Here is a 12,569-nt window from a genome sequence, read left to right on the forward strand (position 1 = left end):
CAATCAACGGGAGACAACGGATGTTCGTTGCGAAGAACGCATGGTCCGCGTTGCGCCGTCACCCCTGGAGGAACCTGCTGACGCTCATCGTCAGCCTGCTGGTCACCCTCTGGTCGGCCTTCGGCGTGGCCGTGCTGCACGAGTACAACGAGGCGCATGGCGCACGCTACGACCAGCTGGCACCGCTCGGCGTCTTCACGCCAAGCGACCTGAGCAAGGTGCAGGCGCAGGGCGACAACGCCGATTCGACGAAGAACTACATGACGTGGGACGCCTACAACGGCATCGGCGCCGCAGCCAACGAGAAGAACGCGACCTTCGGCTACACGCTCATCGATTCGGTGCCGGTGCGCGGCGACGGCAAACTCAAGCCGGTCGCCGGAGCGCAGCAGGCGGACGTCGACGCCGACGAAACCGGCGGCGACTTCACCTTGCAGTCCTACCTGAGCGAGCAGGCCGTCGCCGCGAACAGCTACGGCAGCTACCGGATCGTCGACGGCAAGGGACTCGGCTACGAGGACGTCACCCGCCACGATCTCATCATGTCGAAGTCGCTCGCCGACAAGAACGGCATCAAGGTCGGCGACAAGGTCACGCTCGGCAACGCGAAGGACGCGAAAACGACCTACAACTACACGGTGTGCGGCCTGTACGAATACACCGATCCGGCCTCCGGCAGTGCGCAGTTCGCGAAATACGTGCGCGACAACGTGCTCTACACGACCTACTATTCCTTCGCCGCCGACGATCTTGACCCGCTCGATGCCTCCGGCTGGCAGCGCCCCGACGTCAACGTCGTGTTCATGTTCCAGGGCATCGCCCAGTACAACGCCTTCAAGCAGGCGGTCAAGGACGTCAAACTGCCGAGCGGCTACCGACTGTCCTCGCCGACGATCGACCAGTACGAGCGTTCGCTCAAGCCGCTCGACTCGCTCGCAGCGAACACCCGACTCATGCTGATTGCGCTGTGGTCGATCGGCGGCGCGCTGCTGCTTGCGCTCACGCTGCTGCAGGTGCTGCCGCGTCGCGAGGAAATTGGCTTCGCGCTGCAGGTGGGCGTCACGAAGGGGCGCCTTGCATGGCAGTTCATGAACGAAATCCTGTGGCCGACGCTGCTCGGCGCCGCGATCGGTCTGATCGTCGGCTGCTGCACGGCGAATCCGCTCGCCGGCAACTTCGTCGACGGCCACAGCTTCACGTTGCCGGGCGCGCTCGTGTGGAACCTCATCTGGATCAGCGTCATCGGCTGCCTTGTGCTCGCGGCGATCGCCGGCATCCGCGTCGCCGCGTTCCCGACCGCGCAACTGTTCGCGTCGCCGTATCTGACGCGCGACGACGAGGACAGCGCGGATGATCGCACGGATGATGACGCGGATGATCACGACGACACGGCATCGACGACGGAAAAGGAGCAGGCATGACCGACGAACAGACGACGACGCCCGCGAAGGACGCCGACGAAACGACCGACGGCGGCACGACGAGCATCGCTTACACAATCGATTATGACGATGCGCCGGCAATCTCGATCGACGGCACGAGCGGCATCGAAGAGCTCGCCGAGGAACTCGACGACTCCGCCGACACTACTGCCGATGACACCACTGCCGCGACTGATGGCGATACGACCGACACGACCGATGACGCCGGAAACGCGACCGCCGCAACTACCTCCCCCACCGCCGATGACGCGGCGTCGGTATCGGCGTCCGTGTCGGCGACGCTCGACAAGGAGAGCCGTCACAGCGACGCCGACGACGCCGTGTTCCGCGCCTATCCGATGCTCGCCTTCGACGGCGTCGGCGTCGACGACCGCAAGACCCACGAACACATCTGGGACGATCTGACATTGCGCTGCGAAGCCAGCCGCAGCTACGGCATCCTCGTCGACAGTGACGACGACCGCCGGCACAACACGCTCGTCGCGCTGCTGACCGGTTTCCTGATGCCGACGCGCGGCCGCGTGCTGACGAAGACGACGTCCTTCGCCGATCTCAGCCCGCTCGAGCTGCGCGGCCACCGCATCGGCGCGATCCTCGCGATGTGGCCGCTGCGCCGCGAGCTGAGCGCCGCCGACAACCTCATCTATACGATGGACGCGTCCGGCCGCAACTTCCTCAAGCCGATCCCGGTCGTCGCGCAGGACCTGCTGCGTGCCGTCGGCTTCACTGATTCCGCCGATTCCGACACCGCCGATTCCGCCGATGATTCCGCCGCGATTGCGACTGCCGATCACGCGCGCACCCGCGTGCGCGATCTCGACGCCGTCGACGCGTCGCGCGTGGCCGTCGCCCGCGCGATCGCGACCGATCCGGACATCATCGTCGCCGACGAACCGACGGCCGCGCTCGACGGCGACGACGCGACGACGATCCTCGATCTGCTGTGCGCGCAACTGCACACCGACACGAAGGCGCGCACCGTCATCGTCGTCACCGCCGACCCGCAGGTCGCCGCTCAGCTCGACGAGACAATCGATCTGCGCTGAGCAGCCCCGCCGACTCTGACAACAGCGGCATCACGCGGAACCGCCCGAACGATCTTCGATGATCGTTCGGGCGGTTCGTGTATCGTGCCATGCCCAGATCAGCTGGCGCGCTCAGGTCAGCTTCTGGTGGTAGTGCTCGGCGAGCGCGGCGACCGGCGGCTCGCCGTATTTGCGCACGAGTTCGAGCCATTCGTCGCGGTTGGCCTCGCCGAAGCGCGCCGCCTTGCGCGCATAGGTCGCGGACGTCAGGAAGCGCGGCGGCACCGATTTGCTGTTGTATTTATCGGCGACCATGACGATCTCCTGCTCGAGGTTGAGCGGCACGTAGTCGTCCGGCGGCAGCGGCAGATGCTGCCGCGCGACCGCCTCCTTGGTGAGTCCGACGCCGGTGTGGTTGCGCGCGAACTGCGCAATCGACTCGTCGATGCCCTCGTCGAGCAACAGCCGGTAGCCGAGCAGTCCATGTTCGATGTAGTTGTCGCCGAATTTGAGCGGACCGCCGTTGGCACCGTTCTCCCGAAGCACGAGATACGTGCCGATGTCGTGCACCATCGCGCCGCGCACCGCCGTATCGACGTCGATGTAACGCGGCGGCACGAGTCCGCCTGCGACACCGTCGGTCGGCGGCACGTCGACCTGCTCGGCGTGCACATCGGTCAATGTGCAGCGTCGCATGAACAACGCGTTCTGACGATGCGCGAGCCGCCGCGTGATGTCGGCGACGATGACGCAGTGGGTGTGGATGAGGTCGTATGCGGCCTGCGACGGCGCAACCTTGCGGTGCACCGCGTCGATCTGCTCAAGTGTGGGAATCGTTCCGGTCATACCGTCATCGTAACGCCGCCCGCCGTACACTCCCTCAGGGTATTCCGGCAGGCAAAGGCGGTGGCAGCGGCATGCCCTCATCAACCAACCTACCCAGATTGATGAGACGTCTACCCAGATTGATGAGATTGATCAGATCGCGCGGATGCGGTAGTCGCCGGTGCGGTTGGACGCGACGATCATCTGGTTGTTGCCGAGCTCACGCCAGCCTTCCGTTTCCGGCTGCGCGTAACCGGAGCTCGTCACGACGACGCCGCGCAGCGACGTGTCGTCCGTCGCGCCGGCGAGGTCACGGTAGCGCAGCACCGCGTAATCCCCGGCTTCGTTGGCGCGGCCGTAACGCGCGTAGACGTCGACGACGCCCTGACGCGTCGGGCCGCCGCTTTCGGCGCGCAGCGCGATGAACGTGTCCTTGCTTTGGATCATGCAGTTGTAGCTGCTGAGCGGATACGCGGCGCGCAGCTCCTTGACGGCTTGCGCGAGCGCCTCCTCGAGTTCGTAGCCGACGCCCAGATACTGCAGCACTGTCGCGAAGTAGATCGCGGAATCGGAACGGCCGCCAGTTTCCTGGACGAGGCTGTGGTCGATCGGATATGAACGGTTCGTCGTGATGTTGCGGCCCTGCTCGTCGGAGATGTCGCCGTTGTGGATGAAGCTTAGCCCGTTCGCGAAGAACGGATGCTGGTTTTCGAGGATGAGCGGCAGGTTGGAGCTGGCGAGTCGCAGATGGAACAGCGCGCTGCGCGCTCCGACCGACGCGAGTTCGTCGAAGATCGGGTCGTAGTGGGCGGCGATTGTGTTGCGGTACAGCGCGGAACCGGTCTCCGGCGACGGCGCGCCGCCGTCGGTCACATGGGCGGCGGCCATCGGTTCGGTGATGAGCGCGGCGCCCCAGCCGTCATTGTGGATGACGCTCAGATCGCGGAACGCGGCGCACGCGCGCATGCCAAGCACCTGATGAAGGCTCGCGTTGACATCGTTCGTGGCGTATCCAAGCAATCTGCACATGGTGGATACTGTAACTGCTGCCTGTTGCGCGCGCGTGCGTTTCTCGCATTTTCGCTATCGGTTTTAGTTCTGACGTCCTCAAAGGCGCCCGAATGGCGCCGCCGACACCGCCGCCGACACCGCCGCCGTCACATGATGCGCTTGAGGCGCGGCGGGCGCACCGTGGACAGGAAGAGCGGCTGCACTTCGGTGACCGGATCGTAGGGCGCCAGACCGAACCATTTGATCGGCGAACCCGCCACATGGCGGATCGTATATTTGACGCGCAGCGCCATCGCTCCGCGCGACGACACCTTCGATTCGGGCATGAGCTCCTTGTGGATCAGCACGTAGCGGATCGGGCCGATCTCGGGATCGGCGTCCACCTTCGGGTAGCGCGTCGTCTGCTTCGGCAGTTCGCCCGAGCGCAGCAGATCATGCATGATCTGGTGCAGATACGCCGGAATCGACTGCGAGACCTTGAAGCCGAGGCGCATGCGCACGCGGAACACGTAATCGGTGCCGAAAGTCTCCACCGAGTATTCGCGTGTGAACGGCTCGTCGGCGGTTTCGACGGAGACGGCCCACCATGCGCGCGCACGCTTCGGATGGTTCGCGAAGATCGAGAAGAAGATGTCCGTGTCGAATCGGCCCATCTCCTGATCGCTCGTCAGGTAGACGATGTTGTCCGAATAATACGGCACCGCCGCATCCTCATGGAGCCGCTGCAGCACCGGCAGGCACTCCTTTGCGCTCATGTGGCGCCGCTGCGCGCGTTCGAGCATCGTACCCTGATCCCACGTGTACATGACGCCGAGGATCGCGAGCATGAGCAGCATCGTGAACCAGCCGCCGTGCAGGAACTTCGCCATCGACGCGACGAAGAACATGACCATGATCGACGGGAACACGATCGCGAACAGCACAGCGGCGAATCGCGAACGCAGATGCCACAGGTAGACGGTCACGAGCACCGACGTCATGATCATCGTGACGGTGAGCGCAAGGCCGTAGGCGGCGGCGATGTGCTCGGAATCATGGAAGATCAGCAGCACGGACACCGTCGAGACGCACAGCACGGCGTTGATCATCGGAATGTACAGCTGTCCGCGCGTGCGCGACGGATACCGCACCTGCATATGCGGCATCCAGTTGAGGCCGGTCGCCTCCGAGACGATTGTGAACGCGCCGGAGATGAGCGCCTGCGAGGCGATGATGCCGGCGGCCACCGACAGCACGACGGCCACGCCGCGCACACTCGGCGTCATCATCGCAAAGAACGGATTCGGCACCGACTTCAGATAGGCGGCGTCGCCGATATGGTTCATGATCCACGCGCCCTGCCCGAAATAGCACAGCACAAGCGCGAGGTTGACGAAAGGCCACGTCAGGTAGATGTTGCCGCGTCCCACATGGCCCATGTCCGAATACAGCGCCTCGGCGCCGGTGATGGACAAGAACACCGTTCCCATCAGTGCGATGCCGGCGACGTTCTGTCCGCTGAACAGGAACGTGATGCCGTGCACCGGGTTGAGTGCGCGCAGCACGCTCCAGTCGCCCGACATGTTCACGAGTCCGATGACGCCGATGAACAGGAACCAGACGAGCACGATCGAGCCGAAGACGCGTCCGATGCTTTCGGTGCCGCGCGACTGGATCGCGAACACGCACAGCAGGATGACGAGGGCGATCATCTCGGTGAGCCCCGAGTTCTCCTCGAAGACGCGTTCGAGCCACGGCAGCGTCGTCAGGCCTTCGACGGCCGAGCTGATCGACATCGCCGGCGTGAGCACCGAATCCGCCAGAAACGCGGCGCCGCCGATCATCGCCGGCACGGCGAGCCATTTGCCGTAGCGGCGCAGACGCGAATAGAGCGCGAGGATGCCGCCTTCGCCGTGATTGTCGGCTCGCATGCAGATGAGCACGTATTCGACGGTCGTGATGAGCGTCATCGACCAGAACACGAGCGAAAGCATGCCGATGACCGATTCGTCGGTCGTGTTTGCCATGCCACCGCGCCCGTAGAGGAAGGTCTGCATCGTGTACAGCGGCGACGTGCCGATGTCGCCGTAGACGACGCCGAGCGCGACGAGCGCCATCGCGAGCGACACCTTGTCGGGGCTTGATTGGAGTCTACGCCATGCGCGTCCGACAGGGCCCGACGATCCCGTCGATTCGAGGCGTTCAGCCTGCGCCTGGCGGAGCTTGTGCTCCTTGAGGATCTCCTCGCGCTCCTGTTTGGTCAGCACCTTGTGGGAGACCTTCGGAGCTTTCGTGTATTGGGCGGCGCGCTTGAGCAGCGTGTCCTCGCCGTTGTCTTCCGGCTTTGCAGCCATCGCGGTTCCTTTCACGAGCAGGATCCGGCCGGCCGCATCATCGGGTTCTCCCCGTCGTTGTTCGCTTATCTTCGGCCGCGCGGATCCGCACTTGCAAAATATGCAATAGGGAACACTATCGCGTCACGCAAGCCGACTTATGCCACGTTTTCCTACAGCATACCGCCGCCCATATCGTCGAGGCCACCGCCTACACCGCGTCATTCGCTCCGCCGCACGCAGCCGCCAGACGGCCGCCGCACGGCGTGTCACACAACTGTCGCAGTGCCATCACACAGCCGACGCGCGGCTTCATGACGCCGTTTGCGCAGCTATGCGCAATCGATTATCCATCCGATTGCGCGGCCGCGCTCACACGCCGTACACTTCGCGTGTCGTCGCCCGCGTCGCCCGCGCGACCTCCTCGATCGGCATCTCAAGATATTGGGCAAGGGATTGCAAAGTGTATGGAATCATATACGGCGCATTCGTCCGTCCGCGGTACGGCATCGGCGTCAGATACGGCGCGTCCGTCTCGACCATGACGTGGTCGAGGCCGACGATCCTCGCCGATTCGCGGATGCCGTCGTTGCCTTTGTAGCTCGACGTGCCCGAAAGCGACAGATACCAGCCGTGCTCGCGCGCGATCTGCGCCATCTCAGCGTCGCCCGAATAGCTGTGGAAGACGGTTTTGCGCGGCGCGCCGTCGGCGAGCAGCGTTTCGATGACGTCGCGGTGCGCGTCGCGGTCGTGAATCTGCATCGGCAGGTCGAGTTCCTTCGCGAGCGCGATGTGCGCGCGGAACGCGTCGCGCTGCAGCTCCTTCGCGCTTACGCCGGTGCGGAACAGGTCCATGCCGGTTTCGCCGATCGCGACGACCTGCTTCGGGTAGGTGACGGCGATGCGGTGCACTTCGGCGATCGCGTCGTCGACGCTCACGTCGTGCCACGGCTTGTAGCGCACCGGCAGTCCGTCGGGGCCGGGTGCGCCGCGATGGCCGTGGAGGACCGATTCGTTCGGGTGGATCGCGATGGCCGCGTGCACGACGCCGGGGTGTTCCCTCGCCATGTCGACGGCCGTCATCAGGTCGGGCAGTTCGCAGCCGGAATCGATGACGCCTTCGACGCCGACGGCGGCCGCTTGTTTGAGCAGTTCATCGACGCTGTAGATGGGCACCGGGTCCTGTCCGCGTTCCTGCGCCTCATGGCTCATCGCCTGCGAGAACGGCACGACGGAGGCGACATGCGTGTGGTTGTCGATGACCTGCGCATCGGCGGGCAACGCCGGCGGCGCGGGCGCCCAGTTGCGGTCGCGGTGTTTTTTGCTCATGCCCTGCTCGCACCTTCCGATTCCGATTCCTTGCCGGCGTCGTCGTAGGTCACCGCGAAGATGCGCGCCGATGGCACGTCGTCGTTCGCAACCGTCAGGCACACCGTCTGCGGATCGACTTGTTCGATCGTCCATGGTTTCGCGCTCGGCGCGTGTTCCGGATGCGCCGGGTCGGGGAAGACCTGCGTGATGTGCGCGCCTTCGCCGAGGTTCAGGTACATCGAGCTGATGCCGCCGCGCCGCCACACAGCGAGGTATTCGCGGTGGCCGTGTTCGCCGATGATGCCGGCGACCTCCGGGTACAGGTCCTTCGAGATGCGTTCGTCGTGCCGCAGGCCGTAGGCGAGCCATGTGTCCCGAAAATCGGGCAGTTCGTACGGCCACCACGGCATCACATGGCCTTGTTCGTCGAGCACCTTGCGGTGCAGAGCGACGGCGTCGCGTACAAGCGCGAGGCGCATCGGATCCATGCGGTTGATGAATCCGGACAGGTACAGACGCCCGAGGATGCCGGCGGTCAGCGTGAAGACGGCCTTCTCGTCGTCCATCTCCTCCTGCGCGTAGCCCCAGTTGCCCTGCTGTTCGGGCAGGACCGTCATGCCTGCGCCGGCGGCGATCGCCGCGTAGACGAGCGGATCGGCCTGGTCGGAGGTCGACTGCAGATCGAGTCGGCCGAGCATCGCATAGTCGGCGCGCATCGCGCCCGAGCCGCAGTTCTCGATAATGACCTCGGGATGGCGGCGGCGCACGTCGTCGATCCAGTCCTGCACGGCGCGGCAGTGTTCGAGCAGCCCCTCACCGACCGAGTCGACGTGCACGTCGGTGCCGACGCCCGGCATCGTGTTGTAGTCGAACTTGAAATAGCCGATGCCGAATTCGTCGATGAGACGGTCGACGGTCGCGTTCGCATGTTCGCGCGCCACCGGCGAACGGAAATCGAGATGGTAGCGACCCTGGTCGGCGACGCGGCGCCCGTGCCGGCAGAAGAACGCGTCGTCAGGCAGCTCCTTGGCGATCGGCGAACGCACGCCGACGACCTCCGGTTCGAGCCACAGGCCCGCGATCATGCCGTGCGCCTGAATGTCGTGGATGAGTCCGGCGAGGCGCACGGTGCCGAAACGGTCGCAGGACGGCTGCCATTCGCCGACCATGTCCCACCAGCCGCCGCCCTCGTCGTCATACCAGCCGGCGTCGATGCAGAAGACGTCGGCGCCGACCTTCGAGGCGCCTTCGACGAGCGGCAGCTCCTTCTCAATCGTCGGATCGCCCCACAGCGTGTTCATGTAATCGTTGTAGACAACGCGCAGCAGCGTATCGTCGAAGACCCCGGAACGGCCCTGCGCCGCCGCGTGGTGGCGGCGCAGCACGCGGCGGTGCACCGTCATCTCGGCGACGACGCGCTGCCAGTCGCCGGCGCAGATCGCGAAGGCGACAGGCACGGAGATGAAATCGTTGCCCTCGCCGAGCATCGTGAACCACTGATGGTCGCGGTATTCAGGACCGTAGGCGCTCACGCGGATACCCGGATCGTCCTCGCCGATCTCCCACTCCCACGCGCCGTTGTGCTCGATCTGCCACATGAACGAGAAGGGACGCGCGGCGACGTCCTCGCTGAAGCCTTCGACGATGCCCGCCGGCTGGTATTCGCCGGTCGACCACGTCGACGACGAGCTGCGCGCGAAACGCGCCGACGACATGCCCGGGTTGACGTGCTGGTCGCGGTCGCGCAACGGCGTCGCGCGCAACGGCTGGCAGCTCCACGCGTTCTCGAGATCCCATGAGCTTTCGCCGGAGTAGATGAGCGTCTGCGCATCGTCGAGACGCGCGGCCGCGAGCGGCAACGTCACATTCATCGACGAGACAGCCTCGACCGGGTATTCGTCGTCGTTGTGCAGCATCGTATAGGTGCGCACGGCGCTCAGGCCGGTGCGCGTCTTGAACACGGAGATGACGAGCGGACCGTTGCCGTTCGGGTCACGCTGCACAATCGCGAGCGCGTCCATCGGCTTGGCGTTCGGGCCGCTGCCCATGCTTTCGTCGGCCGGCGGCGAGACGAGCAGCGCCTTGACGAAACGCAGTTTGAGTCCTGCGGCCGAGGCGGCGAGCTGCAGACGGTTGTCGCCGCCGCCGTCGATCGACGAGCGCAGTTCGACGATCGGTTGCGCGTCGGGTTCGCCGGGGATGTTCGCGTCGACCGGCGACATGCCGCGTCCCGACAGGCCGACGAGCCGCACTGGTGCGGCGTCCGAGGCCTCGAACACCATCGTGATGACGCCGTTGCCCCAGACGAACCGTCCGGCGGCGTCGGGGATCAGCCGACCCGCGATGCGTTCCTCGCCACCCAGCATTCGCTCCACTACGCCAGTCATCGCCGTCGCCTTTCCTCCATGCTGCCCGCATGCGGCTCCGTGCCCGTGGGAATCCCACGGGTCGCCGATGCCGTCCGCATCGTGATCCGTCCTCGTCCATTTCCTTTGATTCCATTATGCACGCGAGCCTGCCGCCGCCGGTCGCGCTGTGCCCTGCGGTGAAACGCGCCGACGGATGCCCGAGTGTGGCAGCAACGACCACGATATACCGCCGACACGCCGACGCCGACGCCGGTTTGCATGGGCGGCGGCATGTGCACATAATGCAAGACGACCATTTCATTCGCCGGATGAACTATCCATCCGTTCCGGTGAACCGCAGCGCACAGGAGCTCTGAGACCACCGATGTACGTCAATCCGAAACGCAACGAACACGCCGGCAACCTGCGCTGGCTCATGGCGTATTGCAAACCCGACCTGCCGCGCGCGATCGGCGCGATCATCCTCTACTTCGTCAGCGCCGCGATGGCACTCGTCACGCCGCTGATCTCGGCGCGCATCGTCGATCAGGTCATCGAACAACGGCAGCTCAAACTGCTCGCCACGTTGTGCATCCTGATGATCGTCGTCACGATCGTGCGCGATGCCGCCTACTACGGCAACGCGATGTGGATGGAACGCTTCGGGCAGAACACCGTCTTCCGTCTCGTCAGCGACGAATACGAGAAACTGCACACGCTCGACTTCAACTACTTCAACCACACGCGCACCGGCGACATCATGAGCCGCATGACCTCAGACACCGACGCGATCCGCCATCTGCTCAGCTGGGTGAGCTATCAGGCGATCAACTGCGTCGTCATGTTCGTCGGCGCGCTCGCGATGATGACGTCGATCGACTGGCGGCTCGCACTCGCGCTCGCCTGCGTCACGCCGTTCCTCTTCGTGCTCACGCGCAAGCTGTCGCAGCACGCGAAACCGCTGTTCCTCGCAATCCGCAATTCGCTCGCGTCGATGAATTCGATGGTCGAGGAGAACATCGAAGGCAACCGCGTCGTCAAGGCCTTCGTGCGCGAAGACTACGAGACGGAGAAATTCGACGAACGCAACGACGACTACATGGAACGCAACATGGACATGGCACGTAACACGCGCCGCTACATGCCATGGCTCGACGGCCTCGGCTTCTCGCTGCAGCTCATCACGATCGCGCTTGGCGGCTTCCTTGTCCTGAAAGGCAACATGACGCTCGGCGGCCTCGTCGCGTTCAGCTCGTATCTGTGGATGATTGATTCGCCGGTGCGCCAATCAGGATGGCTCGTCAACGACTGGCAGCGTTTCAACGCCTCATGCGTCAAGATCCGCCGTCTGCTCACGGCGACGCCGCGCATCCAGGAGCCGCACGCCGACGCGGCGGCTGCTGCGACATTTGAGTCGACGACTGGATCGGCGGCCGACTCGACTTCTGCCTCGACGTCCGCCGCGCACACGACGGTCGCCGCGACCCCCGCGCACATCAACGGCTCGATCCGCTTCGAACACGTCGACTTCTCGTTCCCCGACGATCCGGACACGCCAATCCTGACGGACATCGATTTCGCGATCCCGGCGGGCGCACGCCTCGGCATCCTCGGCGAAACCGGCGCCGGCAAATCGACGCTCGTCAACATGATCGCGCGCTTCTACGACCCCACGCGCGGACGCGTACTCATCGACGGCATCGACGCGCGCGACTGGCCGCTGCACACGCTGCGCTCGCAGGTGAGCGTCGTCGCACAGGACACGTTCCTGTTCTCGGACACGATCGGCGGCAACATCAGCTTCGGTGTCGACGGCGCGCACGCCCCGACACCCGAATACATCAGGCACATCGCATTCATCGCCGGCGCCGACGACTTCATCGAACGGATGCCCGAAGGCTACGACACCGTCGTCGGCGAACGCGGCGTCGGCCTGTCGGGCGGCCAGAAGCAGCGCCTGTCGCTCGCGCGCGCAATCGCCGACGACCCGTCGATCCTGATCATGGACGACACGACGAGCGCAGTCGACATGGAGACGGAAGCGAAGATCAGGCGACACCTCAACGAACTCGACGGCGACAAGACGATCGTGACGATCGCGCACCGCATCTCGTCGATCAAAGACAGCGACCTCATCCTCGTGCTCGAGCACGGACGCATCGTCGAACGCGGCACGCATGAGCAACTCGTCACCAAACACGGCAGATACTGGGCGATCTACCACAAGCAGCTCGGCGCACAGTCCGGGCAGGCGCAGGGATACGCCATCGACGACGAGACGGGCGCGCGCTGAGC

General features: G+C 64.9%; 8 protein-coding genes. 3 read left to right on the forward strand and 5 right to left on the reverse strand.

From position 1 onward, the window contains the following. Window positions 1–20: 20 nt before the first annotated feature. Together CGZ88_RS03975 and CGZ88_RS03980 are read left to right on the forward strand one after the other, a co-directional pair. Window positions 21–1,421, forward strand: a complete 1,401-nt coding sequence (locus tag CGZ88_RS03975; RefSeq protein WP_026645477.1) for an ABC transporter permease — start codon at window positions 21–23, stop codon at window positions 1,419–1,421. Continuing rightward, complete coding sequence (locus tag CGZ88_RS03980) at window positions 1,418–2,488, forward strand: ATP-binding cassette domain-containing protein (protein ID WP_101671149.1); 1,071 nt, start codon at window positions 1,418–1,420, stop codon at window positions 2,486–2,488. The genes CGZ88_RS03975 and CGZ88_RS03980 overlap by 4 nt, the downstream gene beginning before the upstream one ends. Window positions 2,489–2,599: 111 nt before the next feature. On the opposite strand, the gene CGZ88_RS03985 is transcribed toward CGZ88_RS03980, so the two are convergent. The 5 genes from CGZ88_RS03985 to CGZ88_RS04005 form a co-directional block, all read right to left on the reverse strand. Then, complete coding sequence (locus CGZ88_RS03985; RefSeq protein WP_026645479.1) at window positions 2,600–3,313, reverse strand: HD domain-containing protein; 714 nt, start codon at window positions 3,311–3,313, stop codon at window positions 2,600–2,602. A 132-nt stretch (window positions 3,314–3,445) separates the two neighbouring features. Then, the gene (locus CGZ88_RS03990; protein WP_026645480.1) at window positions 3,446–4,321 is read right to left on the reverse strand and encodes a class II glutamine amidotransferase; all 876 of its coding nucleotides are present in this window, start codon (window positions 4,319–4,321) and stop codon (window positions 3,446–3,448) included. Window positions 4,322–4,449: 128 nt separating this feature from the next. Beyond that, the gene (locus CGZ88_RS03995; RefSeq protein WP_101671150.1) at window positions 4,450–6,636 is read right to left on the reverse strand and encodes a KUP/HAK/KT family potassium transporter; all 2,187 of its coding nucleotides are present in this window, start codon (window positions 6,634–6,636) and stop codon (window positions 4,450–4,452) included. Between the two features lie 351 nt (window positions 6,637–6,987). Beyond that, window positions 6,988–7,944 (reverse strand): TatD family hydrolase, encoded by a 957-nt coding sequence (locus tag CGZ88_RS04000; protein ID WP_101671151.1) that lies wholly within the window; start codon window positions 7,942–7,944, stop codon window positions 6,988–6,990. Next, window positions 7,941–10,313, reverse strand: coding sequence for a beta-L-arabinopyranosidase (locus CGZ88_RS04005; protein ID WP_101671152.1), 2,373 nt, complete (start codon window positions 10,311–10,313; stop codon window positions 7,941–7,943). The genes CGZ88_RS04000 and CGZ88_RS04005 overlap by 4 nt, the downstream gene beginning before the upstream one ends. Before the next feature lie 346 nt (window positions 10,314–10,659). Between CGZ88_RS04005 and CGZ88_RS04010 the strand changes: the two genes are divergently transcribed. Then, window positions 10,660–12,567 (forward strand): ABC transporter ATP-binding protein, encoded by a 1,908-nt coding sequence (locus CGZ88_RS04010; protein WP_026645483.1) that lies wholly within the window; start codon window positions 10,660–10,662, stop codon window positions 12,565–12,567. The last annotated feature ends 2 nt before the right edge of the window (window positions 12,568–12,569 follow it).

The organism is Bifidobacterium anseris, from assembly GCF_002860345.1.
Taxonomy (GTDB): domain Bacteria; phylum Actinomycetota; class Actinomycetes; order Actinomycetales; family Bifidobacteriaceae; genus Bifidobacterium; species Bifidobacterium anseris.

Excerpts from the sequence above, each read along its gene's own strand:
- CGZ88_RS03975 (WP_026645477.1), top strand. The coding sequence starts at position 21 with ATGTTCGTTGCGAAGAACGCATGGTCCGCGTTGCGCCGTCACCCCTGG.
- CGZ88_RS03980 (WP_101671149.1), top strand. The coding sequence starts at position 1,418 with ATGACCGACGAACAGACGACGACGCCCGCGAAGGACGCCGACGAAACG.
- CGZ88_RS03985 (WP_026645479.1), bottom strand. The coding sequence starts at position 3,313 with ATGACCGGAACGATTCCCACACTTGAGCAGATCGACGCGGTGCACCGC.
- CGZ88_RS03990 (WP_026645480.1), bottom strand. The coding sequence starts at position 4,321 with ATGTGCAGATTGCTTGGATACGCCACGAACGATGTCAACGCGAGCCTT.
- CGZ88_RS03995 (WP_101671150.1), bottom strand. The coding sequence starts at position 6,636 with ATGGCTGCAAAGCCGGAAGACAACGGCGAGGACACGCTGCTCAAGCGC.
- CGZ88_RS04000 (WP_101671151.1), bottom strand. The coding sequence starts at position 7,944 with ATGAGCAAAAAACACCGCGACCGCAACTGGGCGCCCGCGCCGCCGGCG.
- CGZ88_RS04005 (WP_101671152.1), bottom strand. The coding sequence starts at position 10,313 with ATGACTGGCGTAGTGGAGCGAATGCTGGGTGGCGAGGAACGCATCGCG.
- CGZ88_RS04010 (WP_026645483.1), top strand. The coding sequence starts at position 10,660 with ATGTACGTCAATCCGAAACGCAACGAACACGCCGGCAACCTGCGCTGG.